We start from the raw sequence: 15,960 nt of genomic DNA, 5'->3' as shown, positions 1-15,960 counted from the left end.
CCCGCCCGTGCCGCATCACTGTTGCGCCCATGGGTCGTTGACCGGACGAGTGAAGCGGTGCACGGAGGAGTCGTTGTATGTCCGGAGTGGACGGCCGATGACGCGGACCTGGGGGGATCGGCTCCGCGCCGCGGGATCGCGGGCGATCTCCGTGGTCGGCAACCTGGCCACGCCGGTCGAGCGGCCGGCGCGGTCCGAGTCCGGCGTGAGCACCCTGGTGGCGGCGGTGACGCTCGCGGCCGGCCTGATGATCCTGCTGGTCATGCTGGTGACCTGGCTGACCAGGTGACCCCGGCGCCGCTGGGGTGGGTGCCGGCCCGGCGCGGGGCGCGGGAGACGTGCGGGCCGGGCCGGTCACGGGTGGGGTGTCAGGAGTAGTTCGGCGCAGCGGGCCGGGTCGTCGGCGAAGGGGAGGTGGCCGCAGCCGGGGAGGGGGACGTGGCGGGCGGTCGGTAGTACGGAGCGGGCGCGGCGGGCCTGGGTGCGGTAGGGCAGGACGGCGTCCCGGGTGCCCCAGGCGATGGTCACCGGGATGCGGGTGAGTGCGCCGGTGCCGGTGTAGGTCCACGGGCGGAGGCTGCCGAAGCTGCTCTTGGCGGCGGTGAAGCCGCGGGCGCCCGCGAGGGCCCGGGCGGCGGCCAGGCAGTCGCCGGCGGGCAGGCGGACCGGATGGGCGTAGAAGACCGAGCAGAAGGCGGCACGGCCGGCTCGGGTGTTCATGATCTGCGGGAGGGCGGGGCCCAGGCTCACCGCGCCGGCCCGCGCGACGCCGACGACGGTCTGGCACCAGCGGCGGCCGGGACCGCGCCAGAAGCCTACGGGGGCGAAGGCGGTCACCCGGCGGGCGAGGCCGCGCCGGCCCAGTTCGAGGGCGATGCCACCGCCGAGGGAGCTGCCGGCGACTTCGTACTCGTGCACGCCGAGTTCGTCCAGGAAGGTGATGACCTGGTCGGCGAGGTGCGGCACCGAACCGGGCTGGGAGAAATCGGGCTGGAGCGAGGCGGCGGGCGGGGATGTCGCTGAGGGCCAGTCGGGGGAATCGCCGAAGCCGGGTAGGTCGAGGGCGATCACGTCGCGGTGGCGGCTGACCGCGTCGAGGATCGGTGACCACACTCGCCAGTGGCTGCCGATGCCGTGGATCAGCACAAGTGGGGGACCGTACCCGCGCCGGGCGTAGGACAGCTCCGTCATATGGCCAGCTCCGTCATTTAGCCAGCTCCGTCAATTGGCCAGCTCCGTCAATTAGCCAGCTCCGTCATCGCACCACCCTGCCATTCAACCGCTCCGATGGCAGCCGTTCGTACGGGCGATTCCGCGCAGCGAGCCAAGACCGGAAACCCGTTGTTGACATGTTGCCAATAACGGTGTGATGGTACGGCGATGGCGTACGACTACGACGTTCTCGTCATCGGCTCCGGGTTCGGCGGGAGCGTCTCCGCGCTGCGCCTGACCGAGAAGGGCTATCGGGTCGGCGTGCTGGAGTCGGGGCGCCGCTTCGCCGACGACCAGTTCGCCAAGACCTCCTGGCGGCTGCGTGACTACGTCTACGCGCCCGCCCTCGGCTGCTACGGCATCTTGCGGCTCACCCTGCTCAAGGACGTGCTGGTGCTCTCCGGCGCGGGTGTCGGCGGCGGTTCCCTCGGTTATGCCAACACGCTCTACGAGCCGCCGGACGCGTTCTTCGCCGATCCACAGTGGTCGGGCATCACCGACTGGAAGTCCGAGCTGGCGCCCTACTACGACCAGGCGAACCGGATGCTCGGCGTGACCGTCAACCCCGTGGAGACGGCCGCCGACGTGGCCCTGAAAGCGGTCGCCGACGATCTCGGTGTGGGGAAGTCGTTTCGCCGTACCCCCGTGGGTGTGCTCTTCGCCCGAACGGGCGACGCACCCGGCGCCGAGGTCGCGGACCCCTACTTCGGCGGGGCCGGCCCCGCGCGCCGCAACTGCACGCTGTGCGGATCGTGCATGACCGGCTGCCGGGGCAACGCCAAGAACACCACGGTGAAGAACTACCTCTACCTGGCCGAGCGGGCCGGGGCGGTGGTGCATCCACTCACGACGGTTCGCACCGTGACGCCGCTGCCCGATGGTGGGTACTCCGTGGAGACGCGGCGGACGGGGGGCATGCGGACCAGGACGTTCACCGCCGAGCAGGTGATCTTCTCGGCGGGCGCGCTCGGCACGCAGCGGCTGCTGCACCGGCTGCGCGATCGTGGGCGGCTTCCGGGCATCTCGGCGCGGCTCGGTGAGCTGAGCCGCACCAACTCGGAGTCCATCCTGGGTGCACGCACCCGCCGCCGGGACATCGACTACAGCCACGGTGTCGCGGTGACGTCGTCGATCTACCCCGATCCGGTGACGCACGTCGAGCCGGTGCGGTACGGGCCGGGCAGCAACCTGCTGAGCCTGCTCGCCACCGTGCTGGTGGGTGAGACCGGCGGCCGGTCCCGCTGGCGGGTCGCGCTCGGCGGCCTCGCGCGGGCCGGCCGGGACCTGCGGCTGTACCTGTCACCGCGGGACTGGTCGCGGCAGACCGTGGTGCTGCTGGCGATGCAGCCGCTCGACAACTCGATCACGCTCTACCGCACGCGGGGCAGGCTGACCAGCCGGCCGGGCATCGGCGAGCCGAACCCCACGTGGAACCCGGCAGCGCACGACGTGGCCCGGCGCACCGCGGAGAAGATCGACGGCGTGCCGCTCGGCGCCTACACCGAGCTGGCCGGGCGTCCGGTGACCGGGCACTTCATCGGCGGGTGCGCGATCGGTGCGGATCCGGGGAGCGGGGTGGTCGACCCGTACCAGCGGCTGTTCGGTCATCCGGGGCTGCACGTGATCGACGGGTCGGTGATCGCCGCGAACCTGGGGGTGAACCCGTCGCTGACGATCACGGCGCTGGCGGAGCGGGCGATCGCGCTGTGGCCGAACGCGGGGGAGGCGGATCCGCGGCCGGCGCCGGGTCTCGCCTACGAGGCGGTGGCTCCGGTGGCACCGCGGAGCCCGGTCGTACCGCCTAGCGCACCGGCGGCGTTGCGGCTGATCCGCAGGCCGTCGACCACGGAGAGAACAGCATGACCAGGATCGCCATCATCGGGGCCGGGTTCGGCGGGGTTGCGGCCGCGGCCGAGCTGCTCAAGCAGGGCTTTCGCGACATCGTGCTGCTGGAGAAGGCGGACCGGATCGGCGGTGTGTGGCGGGACAACACCTATCCCGGGTGCGCCTGCGATGTCCCGGCGCCGCTCTACTCGTACTCCTTCGCGCTGAACCCTGATTGGTCCCGCCGCTACCCGCCGCACCAGGAGATCCTGTCCTATCTGGAGCGGTGCGCCGGTGAGCTGGGCGTGACCGACCTGATTCGCTTCCGCACCGAGGTGGCCGGCGCGGCGTGGGACGGTGCCGCCTGGGAGATCACCACGACGACCGGCGAGAAGCTCACCGTCGACGTCCTGATCCCCGCGGTCGGTCAGCTCTCCCGGCCCAGCATCCCGGAGCTGCCCGGCGCCGAGGCCTTCCATGGTCCGAAAATGCACACCGCCCACTGGGACCGCGACGTCAAGATCGAGGGTCGCCGGATCGCGGTGATCGGTACCGGTGCCAGCGCCATCCAGCTCGTGCCCGCCATCGCCGGCAAGGCCGCCCACGTCACCGTCTTCCAGCGCACCGCACCCTGGACCGTCCCGAAACCCGACCGCGGCTACGGGCGTGCCCGGCGGGCCGCCTACCGCCGGGTCCCCGCGCTGATGCGGATGTCCAGGGCCGCGACCTGGGCACTCACCCTGATTCAGGGCGCCGCGGTGGCCGGTAACCCGGTCGCCACCCGGGTCGTCCGCGGGTACTCGCTGGCGCAGCGCCGCTGGCAGGTCCGCGATCCGGAGCTGCTCGCCAAGGTCACCCCGGAGGAGCCGCTGGGCTGCAAGCGGGTGCTCTTCACCAACGCCTGGCTGCCCGCCCTGTCCCGGCCCGACGTCGACCTGGTCACCGAGAAGATCGTCGCGGTCACCCCGGACGGGATCCGCACCGCCGACGGCATCGAGCATCCGTGCGACGTGCTGGTCTACGGCACCGGCTTCGCGGCGGCCGAGTTCCTGGTGCCGATCCGGGTCACCGGCCGCGACGGCGTGCTGCTGGAGGAGGTGTGGCGCGAGGGCGCTCACGCGTACCTGGGCATCACTGTGCCGGGCTTCCCCAATCTTTTCCTGATATATGGCCCCAACACCAACACTGGCAACACCTCGGTGATCTACTTCCACGAGTCCCAGGCGCGATACATCGCGCAGGCTGTGCGGTCGGTCGCCGCTGAAGATCAACCTCTTGAGGTACGGGAGGAGCCCGCGACCGTCTACGACCGGGAGATCCAGAAGCGGCTCGCCGGAAGCGTCTGGACCGGTTGCCAGAGCTGGTACCGCAACGCGGCCGGTCGGGTCGTCACCAACTGGCCCGGTAAGGCCGCCGAATACCGCCGCCGGACCGCCACGCTGAGACGGGCCGACTTCCACTAGGTTTCATACGGGAGAGAGGGCATCGCGGACCTCGAACAGCTCCGCGATGGTGGCGGGCGGCTGCGGCCGTCCGAGGTGGAAGCCCTGCAACAGGTCGACGCCGGCTTTCGCCAGGTCGGCAGCGGTGGGCTCGTCCTCGACACCCTCGGCGACCACGGTCAGCCCCAGCGAGCGGGCGATCGCGATCACCGAGTCGATGATCGTGGCGTGCACCGGTGAGTCGTGCACCCGGAGCACGAACGACTGGTCGATCTTCAGCTCGTCGATCGGCAGCCGCGGCAGCAGTCCGAGCGAGGTGTACCCGGTGCCGAAGTCGTCGATGGCGACCCGGATCCCGGCACTGCGCAGCTCGGCGAGCTGCGCGGCGACCTGGTCCGGCCGGGTCAGCACGGCCGTCTCGGTGATCTCCACGGTGAGCAGGGAACCCGGCAGTCGCTCCAGCTCCAGCAGGGTCAGGATGGTCGGCACCGCGCGGTCCTGCGCCAGGAAGGCGGCGGGCACGTTCACCGAGACCGGGATGTCGTACCCGTCCCGGTGCCAGACCCGGGCCTGGTGCAGCGCGTCGGCGAGCACCCAGTCGGTGAGTTCGACGATGACGTCCGAGCGTTCCGCGTCCGGCAGGAAGATGCCCGGCGGCAGCAGGCCGCGCTGCGGGTGCTGCCAGCGCACCAGGGCCTCCACGCCGTGCGCCCGCCGGGTCCGGGCGTCGTACAGCGGCTGGTAGTGCAGGCGCAGGTGCCCGGAGCGCAGCCCGGTACGCAACTCGGTGAGCTGCCGCAGGTCGACGCGCTGGTTGGTGTCGAGCCCCGGCGCCCACTCCACGACACCGGTCCGCTCGTGCTTGGCCCGGCGCATCGCGGCGGCCGCCCGGCGCATCAGCACCGTGACGTCGTGGTGGTCGGCGTGGCTGATCCCGACGCTGGCCTCGACGCTGATCGGCAGCCCGTCCACCGGGTGCGGCCCGCGGATGCCGGCCGCGAGACGACGGCCGACGGTCTGCGGCGACTGGCCGGCGGGCAGCTCCGACAGCAGCACCACGAACTGGTCGCCGTCGAGCCGGGCGGCCAGGTTGCCGTGGCCGCGTGCCTCGCCCAGCGCGTTGGCGACCAGGTGCAGCAGGGTGTCGGCGCCGTGGTGGCCGAGCACGTCGTTGGCGTCCTGGAACCGGTCCAGCCCCAGATGGATCACCGCGAACAGGTCACCCGAGTCGAGCCGGCGCTGGCCCTCGGCCTGCACCATGGCACGGTTCGGCAGCCCGGTGAGCGGATCGGTACGCGACAACCGCGCGAACCGCCCGGCCATCGCGGCCAGCAGCTCGATCATCGGCGCGATGCCGAAGCGGCCGTCCGGCCAGCTCACCAGCACCGGCTCCTCGCGCTCGGCGCCCGGACGGGCCAGGGCCATCTCGGCGGCGACGTCGATCTCGGTGCCGGCCAGCAGCTCCATCGCCTCGGTGCCCGGCAGGTCAGCCGCCGTGGAACCGGGGTGCTGGTGCCGGACGCGCTCGATCATGGCCCTGCTGATCACCCGGTAGCCCGGGCCGGACTCGATGATGACGCCCGGCGTCAGGTCGTCCGTGGCGAACATCGCCTCGATCTCGCTGACCGGGGTGCTCGCCGGCAGCGGTGTCATCGGGATACCGATCTCGCCCAGCTTGCGGGGCAGGCGGGGGCTGATGCCGTAGCCGGTCACCGGGCCCGTCCCAGGTCGAAGCAGGCCACCCCGATCAGCGTGCGGCCACCGGTTCTCCCGGCACCGTCTTGGCGATTCCGCATTCGGATGTGGACCGGACCGTCCGGGCCGGTGCGCGCGGTGTCGACTCGCTCGCCGCGCAGGGCGGCGGACCAGAGCTCGGCCAGGCTCGCCCGCTCCGCCGGCACGATCAGCGCCTCGAGCGCGGCCACCGGACAGGGCCCGGTGGTGCCGTCGGCGGCGGGCACGGCGACCGCACCGTCCGGGCCGGCCAGCGCGGTGAAGGAGACCGACGCCAGCCGGTCGACCAGGTTCTCCAGGTCACCGCGGACGGCGGCGAGGTCGAGCTCGGTGTCGCGCTCCCGGGTGCGGTCGAGCAGCATGCCGTCCCAGACGGTGGCGCCGCCGGGCTCCCGGTGCGGGCGGGACACGCCGTACAGCCAGCGGCGGCTGCCGTCCTTGCGGATGGTGCTGCCCCGCCAGTCCCACGGCTCCAGGGTCTGCTGGGAGAGCATGACGCTCGCCACGAAACCCTCCTGGTCCTCCGGCGCGATGGTGCCCAGGACCAGGTTGGCGTCCTCGATCACCTGGTACGGCTCCAGCTGGAAGATGTCCCGGCAGCCCTCGGAGACGAAGGTGAACGACGTCGTACCGTCGGGTTCCATGCGGTACTGGTAGAGCATGCCGGGCGCGTTGTTGATGGTGTTCCAGAAGCGCTGCTCGCCGGCGGCGAGGGCGTCCGCGTCGCGCCGCCGGGAGGTGTCGTCGATCGCGATGGTGCAGACGCCGTAGACGGAACCGTCCGGGTCGGTCAGCGGCACCCGGGTCACCACGTACTGGCGGATGTCGTCGCCGAACGGGATCTCCTCGAGCACGGTCCTGGCCGTGCCGGTCGCGGTGACCTGGACGTCGTGGGCGCGGCCGACCGCTGCCACCGAGGCGGCCAGCATCTCCGCCTCGCTGCGGCCCACCATGTCCGCGGCGGTGACCTGGTAGACGCGCTCGTACTCGCCGTTGACGAACAGGTAGCGGCCGTCCAGGTCCTTCGCCGAGATCACCGCTGTGGTGTGCTGCAGGATCGCGCTGATCAGCGTGCTGCTGCGCTGCAGTTCCTGCTGGGCCTCGTACCACTGGGTCTGGTCGGAGACGAACGCCGTGAAGCCGTCGTCGCCGCACGCGTCGATGATCATGGACACGCGCAGCTCACGGCCGTTGCGGTGGATCGCGGGCACCTCGACGCGGTGTCCCAGCGTGTCACCCTCGCCGGTGACCAGCCGGCGCGCGAAACCGGCGTTGTGCGCCGACCGCAGGCTCGCGGGCACGATGGTGTCCGCGAGCGCCCGCCCGAGGACCTCGGCACGGTTCCAGCCGAAGAGCCGCTCGGCGGCCGGATTCCAGTCCTGGATCAGACCGGCCCGGTCGACGTGCAGGAAGGCCAGCGCGGTGGCGTCCAGGGCGCGTTCCCGGACGGGGGCCGCGGGCGGGGCGCTCAGGGGAGCTTGGGCGGTGAACACGTCCGCCATATCGTCGAGCCGGGCGCCCACTTGAGGACCCCGCGGGGTCAGGCGAGCGCGACCGATGGGGCGCGCCGGACGGCACGCCCCATCGGTCGGAAGAAGCCCCATCGGTCGGAAGGAGTCGGAAAACGATCAGCTGAGCTTGAACGCCGTCGCCTTGTCGCCGACCGTGAGCCGGCCGGCGGCGGACCGCAGGTAGCGGCCCGGAGCGACCCGGATGGTCACCCCGTCACGGGTGGCCGTACGCGTCACCGGTGTGCCTGTCGTGCTCAGTGACACGGTGGTTCCGCTGACCGTGAGGAACTTCGCCGGCTGGTCGACCGACTGGACCGTCTCCGTCCCGTCCGCGGCCTTGAGGAACCGGAACTGCGTCTGCTCCAGCGCCCGCGGCGACCGCTCGACGTGGAACGCGTCGCCGACGTGCCGGACGAAGTGGTTCCGGTCGGGCGAGAGGCGGACGATCGGGCCGCCGTCGCCCACCGGTATGCCGAAGAGCGGGGTGCCGTCCTCGTGCCAGTAGAGCTTCTGCACCCGGGTGTGCCGGTTCGGGTCGTAGAGCGGGTCGCCGGTGATGTCCCGGTAGTCGCGGGCGTGGTAGACCAGCACGTCGGTCTTCCCGTCCTCGGCCACCGTGAACGAGTTGTGCCCGGGACCCCACCGGTTCGTCGCCTCGCTGGTGACGAAGATCGGGTCCGGGGTCTTCACCCAGCTCTCCCGTTTGAGCAGGTTGGCGCCGGCGTCCGCGGTGAGCAGGCCCATGCAGTAGCGGGCGTCGGTGGCGCTGGCCGAGAAGGTCAGGAAGACCTTCCCGTTGCGGATCAGCACCGCCGGGCCCTCGTTCACCTTGTAGCCCTGGATCTCCCAGCTCCTCGTCGGCGTGGTGATCCGGGTGGGCTTGCTCTTCAAGGTCCACGGGTTCGCCATCTCGGCGATGTAGAGGCTGGTGTTGACCGCGATCTCCGGCTCGCTCTGCGCCCACACCAGGTAGTGCTTGCCCCGGTGGTGGAACGACGTGGCGTCCAGCGTGAACCCGTCCCACTCGGTGATCAACTGGCCCTTGAGGCTCCAGCCGGCCGGGTCGCGCGGGTCGTCGAGCGCCGACTCCATCACGTAGGTGCGGATCCGGAACACGTCGCCGGCGTCACCGGCGGCGAAGTAGAGGTACCACTTGCCGCCGATCCGGTGCAGCTCCGGCGCCCAGATGTGCCCGCCCATGGTGCCGGTGGCGGGACGGCGCCAGATCACCGACTCCTCGGCGCCGGCCAGGCCGGCGATCGTGCTCGAACCGCGCACGACCAGGCGGTCGTACTCCGGCACCGAGCCGGTGAAGTAATACGTGCCGGCGACCTTGGTGATCCAGGGGTCGGCACGCTGGCTGATCAGCGGGTCGACCGTGGTCACCCCGTAGATCTCGGCATCGCTGGGCAGCTGGGGTGCGCCTTCCGCGCCACTGGCCACCAGGCCGCCGAGCGCTCCGGCGGCGGTCACCCCGAGGGAGCCCCGCAGCAGGTTACGACGATTCATGTGCGTCCCCTATCGGGTCTTGATGCGCAGGAAGGTGACCGAGTTCGCCGGGAACTCCCGGGTGAACGACGAGGCGATGCCGCCGACCGTCGAGGTGACCGGCAGGATCGGCTCGGCGGAACGGGTGTTCTGCTCGCCCGGGTCCCCGGTGATCACGGTCTGCCGCGCGGTGCGGGCCACCTTGCGGCCGAGGTCGATCCGGGTCACGGCCGGGGTGTCCTGGGCGTTGACGACCTTGACGATCAGCTCGCCGGCCCGGGTGTCCTCGGTGATCACCTGTGCGAACGGCTCGCTGACCTTGTTGTCGTCGAAGCCGCCCCACTCCACGCCGTCGAGGAACAGCGTGACCTTCGTACCCCGTACCTGAATCTTGAGGTCGTAGGTCTGCCCGGTCGTGACGGTGTTCGGCTTGGTGAGGATCTGCTCCTTGGCGCTGGTGATGCCCTTCTCGACAGCACCCTGGGTGTTGTTCCAGCCGCCCAGGTTCCACCAGTAGAACTGACCGGTCTCCTGGATGCCGAACGCCACCAGGAAGCCCTCCGCGCCGGCGGTCTTGGTGGCCTTCAGCGTGTAGTCGTAATCGGTCTCGCCGATCGTGGCCGCCTTGACCATGGTGTCCTCGGAGGCGATGTCGGTCTGCGTGTACGCGCCGTTGGTGACCGTCCACGTGCCACGGGGCTGCACCGGGGTCCAGCCGTCCGCGTTGCCGTCGCTGAAGTCGTCGCTGAACAGCACGGTGCCGTCCGGGCGGGTGACCAACACGTCGTCGTAGGCGGCGGCGGTCCGCCAGGTGGAGAGGCCGACGGCCCCGGTGATCGGTTTCGGCTGCACCACCTCACCGGTGACCGAGCTGGGCACAACCCGGTCGCCGACGTTGTTCATGAACAGCTTCTGGACCTGGTAGCTGGTGGAGCCCCACGACTCGTCGTTGTCGAACCAGATCATGTCCGGCCGCCACTGCACGTTGTCGATGTTGGCCAGCAGCGGGGCGTACGAGGCCATCTTCACGACGTCGGCGTTGCGCTCCAGGCCGGTCATGTACGCGGCCTCGGCCAGCGAGTTGAACAGCTTGTTGTCCAGCGAGGCGTACTCGCCGAGGAACACCTTCGGCCCGTTGCGGTCGTACGCGTCGTAACGCGCGTTGTTCTGCAGGAACCACGACGGGCTGTTGTAGTAGTGCTCGTCGACCATGTCCACGCCCGCGGCCCGGTTCTTGGCCCACAGGTTGTCGAACGTGGCACCCGTGTCGTCCGGCCCGGAGTTGCTGACCACAATGACGCCCGGGTACCTCGCCTCGATGGCCTCCCGGAATTTCAGGAAGTTGGCGAAGTACTCGTTCGGCAGGTTCTCCTCGTTGCCGACCGCGATGTGGGTCAGCCCGAACGGCTTCGGATGTCCCGCCTCGGCGCGCACCTTGCCCCAGGTCGAGGTGGCCGGGCCGTTGGCGTACTCGATCAGGTCCAGAGTGTCCTGAATGTGCTTCTGCAGCAGCGCCTCGTCGACAGTGGCGCGGTTCTGGCCACAACCGGTCACCAGAGCCGGCACCACCGGCAGCGGCATGGCACCGATGTCCTCGGAGAACTGGAAGTACTCGTGGTAGCCGAGGCCGTAGCTCTGGTTGTAGCCCCAGAAGTTCTTGTTCGTGGCCCGCGTCTCGACCGGCCCGACGGTGTCCTTCCACTGGTAGGACCGGGCGCGCGGGTAGTTGTTCGCGGCGTCGTACGGGTACATGCTGCCGGTGTTGACCAGGCAGCCGCCCGGGAAGCGCACGAAGCCCGGGTCGAGCGCGGCGACCTTCTCCGCCAGATCCTTGCGCAGGCCGTTCTTGCGGCCCTTGTAGGTGTCGCGCGGGAACAGTGAGACCTCGTCGAGCCGCAGCGTGGCGGTGCCGGTTGCCCGCACGGAGAGCCGGGCGGCGTCACTGGTGGCGCTCGCGCGCAGCGTACCGGTGTATTTGGTCCAGGTGTCGCTCTTCACCGCAACCGTGATCGGGGCGGCGAGCGCGGTACCGGCCGTGGTCTGCAGGGCGATCTTCAGCGGCACCGCCGCGTCGGCCCGGGCCCACACCGAGAAGTCGTAGCGTTCGCCCTTCTCGACGGCGAGGCCGGTGTTGTAGCCGGCGTTCGTGAGGCTCGCCTCGTTCGCGAGCGCCACCCGCAGGTAGTTGCGGTTGCGCTCGTTCAGCCGCTGGTCGTCGTTGACGACGGTGGCCTCGCCGGCGACTGTCCACGCGGTCAGGCCGGTGTAGCCGCTCGCGTCGGTGCTGTTGAACTCGAAGGAGCGGTTGCGGACCAGTTCGGCGTAGAGGCCGCCGTCGGCCGCGTAGTTGATGTCCTCGAAGAAGACGCCGTACATGGACTTCGGGATGGCGGCGCCGGTCGCGGCCGGGTTCGCCGTGATGGTGTAGTCGGGCTCGACGGCCGAGGCGGCGACCGGCGGGGACACCGCGAGGGGCAGCGAGACCAGGACGGCGGCCGCGCCCGCTAGGCGGTACGAATTTCTGGGCATGAGTGGTCCTCCGGTGCGGGGTGCATCGGTTTCGGGGATGTTTCGGTGGGCGTAGCTCAGCAATGTGTACGCAAACATCGATGGCCCTGTCAAGAGCAGCACATCGATGTCGTTGCTGCAAAAGTGCCTTTACAGTCGCGTGGGCTGGAAGTTGTTAACGTTCACTCGAAGGCATGCGATCGCTGATCCGCCGGGCATCGGTCCCGCCGGAGGTTCACGTCCCGTTCACCGTGCCGACGCCGGTACACGGGGGTCGCCGTACACCTGTGCTTCTTAACGTCCGGGCAGCCCGTCACCGAATGCGGCACCGAGTGGTGACGTGAGACCTAGGAGATTCGATGCCCGACAAGATTCGCCGTCTGCTTCCGCTGCTGGGACACAGTGGTGGCAGCCGTGACGCGATGACCTGTCTCTATCGCTGTGGCAATGCGTGTGACCACCCAGTGCCCAACGAGTCGTCCAACCCGTACCTGGGTGACGTCGTCAACGCCGAGATGAGCCGGCGTGGTGTGGTGCGCGCCGGTGCGGTCGGCGCGATGGTGCTCGGCTTCGGCGGGACGGTGGCAGCGGCGGCGGCGCCCGCCGCGGCCGCACCGATCGAGGCAGCACCGATCGAGGCCGTGCCGGCCACTCTCAGGGACCGGCACCACGTCAAGGCCGGAAAGCTGACCTTCGAGAAGGTCGCGCCGAACACCCTGGACAAGGTGACCATCCCGGCCGGCTACCAGACCGCTGTCGTGCTGCGCTGGGGCGACGCGGTGGAGGCCGGTGCGCCGGCGTTCAACCTGGCGAACCAGACCGCGGCGGCGCAGTCGAAGCAGTTCGGCTACAACAACGACTTCGTCGGCGTGCTGCCGATCCCCGGCTGTGACGACCGGGCGCTGCTCGTGGTGAACCACGAGTACACCAACGAGGAGCTGATGTTCCCCGGGTTCACCAGCCTGGACGCGCTCACCGTCGAGCAGCTCAAGGTCGCCATCGCGGCGCACGGGCTCTCCGTCGTGGAGCTCGAGCGGGTGAGGCGCACCGGGCAGTGGAAGCCGGTGAAGAGCCGGCGTCTGCCGTACAACCGCCGGATCACCGCGCTGGAGACCGAGTTCAGGCTGACCGGCCCCGCCGCCGGATCGGTTCACCTGCGGACCGCCGCGGACCCTAAAGGCAAGACCGTCATCGGTACGGTGAACAACTGTGCCGGAGGCGTCACGCCGTGGGGCACGGTGCTCTCCGGCGAGGAGAACTTCAACCAGTACTTCGTCGGCGGCGACGCGGTGCCGGAGGAGGCCAAGCCCAAGCTCACCCGGTACGGCATCACCACCACCGCCCGTTACCCGAGCGGCTCCCGCAAGTGGGACCGGGCGCAGGAGCGTTTCGACCTGGCCAAGCACCCCAACGAGGCGAACCGCTTCGGCTGGATCGTCGAGGTCGACCCGTTCGAGCCGGACGCCCCGCCGCGCAAGCACACCGCGATGGGCCGCTTCAAGCACGAGGGCGCGAACGTCATCGTCGCCGGCGACGGGCGGGTCGTCGCGTACATGGGTGACGACGAGCGGTTCGACTACCTGTACAAGTTCGTGTCCGAGAAGAAGTTCCTCAAGGGCAACTCGCACGCCGCCCGCCGGCACAACCTGACGCTGCTCGAGTCCGGCACGCTCTACGTCGCCAAGGTCACCGGCGACAGCCCGGCGGCCGAGATCGACGGCACCGGGAAGCTGCCCGCCGACGGCGGGTTCGACGGCAAGGGCGTCTGGATCAAACTGGTCTCCGGCACCAGGTCGTACGTGCCCGGGATGACCGCCGCCGACGTGCTGACCTTCACCCGGCTGGCCGGTGACGCGGTCGGCGCGACGAAGATGGACCGGCCCGAGGACGTGCAGCCCAGCCTGCGCACCGGCAAGATCTACGCGGCGATGACCAACAACACCAACCGTGGTGTCGGAACGAACGCTCCGGCGGACGAGGCGAACCCGCGCAACGCCAACAAGCACGGCCACATCTTCGAGCTCGTCGAGGACCGTGGCGACCACACCGGCACCTCGTTCCGGTGGTCGATCCCGATCCTCTGCGGCGACCCGGCCGACGCGTCGACCTACTTCGCCGGGTACGACAAGAGCGCCGTGTCGCCGATCTCCTGCCCGGACAACGTCGCGTTCGACAGCGCCGGCAATCTCTGGATCTCGACCGACGGCAACGCGCTGGGCAGCAACGACGGCCTGTTCGCCACCCCGATCGAGGGACGGGAGCGGGGTCACCTCAAGCAGTTCCTGACCGTGCCGCGCGGCGCCGAGACCTGCGGCCCGTTCGTCACCGGTGATGACCGGTCGGTGTTCGTGGCGGTGCAGCACCCGCGCGAGATCAGCGGTGCGACGGTGGACAAGCCCGCGTCGACCTGGCCGGACGGCGACTACGCCAAGCCGGCGGTCATCGTGACCTGGCGTACCGACGGCGGCCCGATCGGCAGCTGACGTATGTGCGATCGCTGATGTGAAGGGGGCGGCTCCGGCCGTCCCCTTCGGCTTTTCGTGCCTCTTCCGGGGGTTGATGAACTCGTCACCGGGCTGTTCCGCGCTGCTGGGGATAGCGTGTTTCTCACCGTTGATGAGCAGAAACGCCACGCGGGGGTGCTGAACGTGATCGAAACGCCGGCCAGAGCACGAACGGCACGCCGATTACTTCCGGAACCCGTCACCGTACGGCCACCGGCGGCCGCCGCCCGGCTGCTGCCCGCGGTGATCCCCGGGATGCTGATGCTGGTCCTCGGCCTCGTGCAGGCGGGGCGGCCGGTGCTCAGCTGGGACGAGGTGACCTCCGCCGAGGTGGCTCAGCGGTCCCTGCCGCAGATTTGGGACCTGATCCAGAACATCGACGCGGTCTTCGGCTTCTACTACGCGTTCCTGCACTACTGGAGCGGCGTGGTCGGCACCTCCGAGGTGCAGCTCCGCCTCCCGTCGATCCTCGCTATGGCGGGCGCGGTGGCCCTCGCCGCGGAACTCGGGCGGCGCCTCTTCACCCCGCTGATCGGGCTGATCACCGGCCTGATCCTGTGCGTTCTGCCGAACACGTCCCGGTACGCGGCGGAGGTTCGCCCGTACGCGATGGCCTGCTTCTTCTCGGTCCTCGCCCTTCTCCTGCTCGTCGGAGCGGTGCGGCGCGGCGGCGCGTACCGATGGGTGGGTTATGGCCTGAGTGTTCTGCTCCTGGGTCTTTTCCACCTGGTTGCCCTGACCACCCTGGCCGCGCACGCCACGCTCGTCGGGCTGTACGCCTGGCGCACCCGGCGCCGCCGGATCGCCATGATCTGGGCCGGATCGGTCATCGCTGCTGTTGTCCCGCTGCTGCCCCTGGCCTGGCTCGGCACACACCAGGAGGACACGCAGCTGCACTGGGTGGAGCCGATCTCGCTGAGCCGCGTCCACGCCATGCCCGGCGAGGTCGTCGGCTCGAGCCCGGTGGCCTGGATGCTGATCGGGCTGGCCGTGCTCGCCTCCTGGCGGCCGATGCGCCGGATGGCTCCGATCGTGGTGCTGGCGGTGGGGCCGGTGCTCGTGCTGGCGGTGGTGTCTGCCCTGTTCTCGCCGATGTGGGTGGCTCGTTATCTGCTGGTCGTGCTGGCGCCGCTTGCCATGCTGGCGGCGATCGCGCTGGCCGGTGGGAAACGATTCGGGGCGGTGCGATTCGGGGCGGTGCGGATCGGGGCGGTGCGATTCGGGGCGGTGCGATTCGGGGCGGTGCGGATCGTTGCGGTGCTGCTTCTGCTGGCTGCGGTGGCGGTGCCCGCGCAGAAGGGGATCCGGTCGCCGACGGCCAAGATCGGGCCGGACTATCGGTCGGCTGCGGCGTTCATCGCTGAGCGATATCAGCCAGGGGATGTGGTGATCTATCCGCCTCGGAACCGGGCGATCCGGGCAGGGATGGACTACTACCTTTCGCCCTATCCCGGCCGGCCGGCGGATCCGCTGGTCGAGGTGCCGTCCGCGGGGACCGGGCGGTTGATCGCGGAGGAGTATGAAGAGGCGGCGCCTGTTCTGTCGGGGTCTCACCGGATCTGGTTCGTGGTCGGCAACCGGGTTGAGGATCCGCTGGCGTTCCGGCCCGCTCTGCACGGATTTTTCGGCCGTTATCGGCTGGCGGTGATGTCGCATCCCAAGCGGGCGACGGTTGCGCTCTACGTTCTCCGGGCTTGACGTTGCTCTGCGTCTCATGGTCGTCGGTGGCATCCTGGC

General features: G+C 70.1%; 10 protein-coding genes. 5 read left to right on the top strand and 5 right to left on the bottom strand.

Annotation, left to right across the window (positions count from 1 at the left end; genetic code table 11):
• Window positions 1–97: 97 nt before the first annotated feature.
• Window positions 98–289: a hypothetical protein gene (locus ACFQV6_RS06345; RefSeq protein ID WP_378026386.1), complete on the top strand. Its 192-nt coding sequence runs from the start codon at window positions 98–100 to the stop codon at window positions 287–289.
• 65 nt (window positions 290–354) lie between these two features.
• Here ACFQV6_RS06345 and ACFQV6_RS06340 read toward each other — a convergent pair whose 3' ends face one another.
• Entirely contained in the window at window positions 355–1,191 is an 837-nt protein-coding gene (locus ACFQV6_RS06340; RefSeq protein ID WP_378026385.1) for an alpha/beta fold hydrolase, read from the bottom strand.
• A gap of 189 nt (window positions 1,192–1,380) precedes the next feature.
• On the opposite strand from ACFQV6_RS06340, the gene ACFQV6_RS06335 reads away from it, so the two are divergent.
• Both ACFQV6_RS06335 and ACFQV6_RS06330 read left to right on the top strand, forming a co-directional pair.
• Complete coding sequence (locus ACFQV6_RS06335) at window positions 1,381–3,075, top strand: GMC oxidoreductase (RefSeq protein ID WP_378026384.1); 1,695 nt, start codon at window positions 1,381–1,383, stop codon at window positions 3,073–3,075.
• Complete coding sequence (locus ACFQV6_RS06330) at window positions 3,072–4,499, top strand: flavin-containing monooxygenase (protein WP_378026383.1); 1,428 nt, start codon at window positions 3,072–3,074, stop codon at window positions 4,497–4,499. The genes ACFQV6_RS06335 and ACFQV6_RS06330 overlap by 4 nt, the downstream gene beginning before the upstream one ends.
• Window positions 4,500–4,502: 3 nt before the next feature.
• Here ACFQV6_RS06330 and ACFQV6_RS06325 read toward each other — a convergent pair whose 3' ends face one another.
• The 4 genes from ACFQV6_RS06325 to ACFQV6_RS06310 all read right to left on the bottom strand — a co-directional run bounded on the left by ACFQV6_RS06325 (window position 4,503) and on the right by ACFQV6_RS06310 (window position 11,740).
• A complete protein-coding gene (locus ACFQV6_RS06325; RefSeq protein ID WP_378026382.1) occupies window positions 4,503–6,191 on the bottom strand; it encodes a putative bifunctional diguanylate cyclase/phosphodiesterase in 1,689 nt (562 codons plus the stop codon).
• Window positions 6,188–7,714, bottom strand: coding sequence for a PAS domain S-box protein (locus ACFQV6_RS06320; protein ID WP_378026381.1), 1,527 nt, complete (start codon window positions 7,712–7,714; stop codon window positions 6,188–6,190). Before ACFQV6_RS06320 ends, ACFQV6_RS06325 begins: the two co-directional genes overlap by 4 nt.
• 126 nt (window positions 7,715–7,840) lie before the next feature.
• Window positions 7,841–9,232, bottom strand: coding sequence for a family 43 glycosylhydrolase (locus ACFQV6_RS06315; protein WP_378026380.1), 1,392 nt, complete (start codon window positions 9,230–9,232; stop codon window positions 7,841–7,843).
• A gap of 9 nt (window positions 9,233–9,241) precedes the next feature.
• Window positions 9,242–11,740, bottom strand: a complete 2,499-nt coding sequence (locus ACFQV6_RS06310) for an alpha-L-arabinofuranosidase C-terminal domain-containing protein (protein ID WP_378026379.1) — start codon at window positions 11,738–11,740, stop codon at window positions 9,242–9,244.
• A gap of 338 nt (window positions 11,741–12,078) precedes the next feature.
• Between ACFQV6_RS06310 and ACFQV6_RS06305 the strand changes: the two genes are divergently transcribed.
• A complete protein-coding gene (locus ACFQV6_RS06305; RefSeq protein ID WP_378026378.1) occupies window positions 12,079–14,202 on the top strand; it encodes a PhoX family protein in 2,124 nt (707 codons plus the stop codon).
• Window positions 14,203–14,319: 117 nt separating this feature from the next.
• On the top strand, window positions 14,320–15,921 hold the full coding sequence (locus tag ACFQV6_RS06300) for a glycosyltransferase family 39 protein (protein WP_378026377.1): 1,602 nt from the start codon (window positions 14,320–14,322) through the stop codon (window positions 15,919–15,921).
• Window positions 15,922–15,960 lie beyond the last annotated feature (39 nt).

The organism is Actinoplanes sp. GCM10030250, assembly GCF_042666575.1.
Taxonomy (GTDB): domain Bacteria; phylum Actinomycetota; class Actinomycetes; order Mycobacteriales; family Micromonosporaceae; genus Actinoplanes.
Note: the sequence above shows the minus strand (reverse complement) of the source record. Positions and strands in the feature narration are given on the sequence as shown.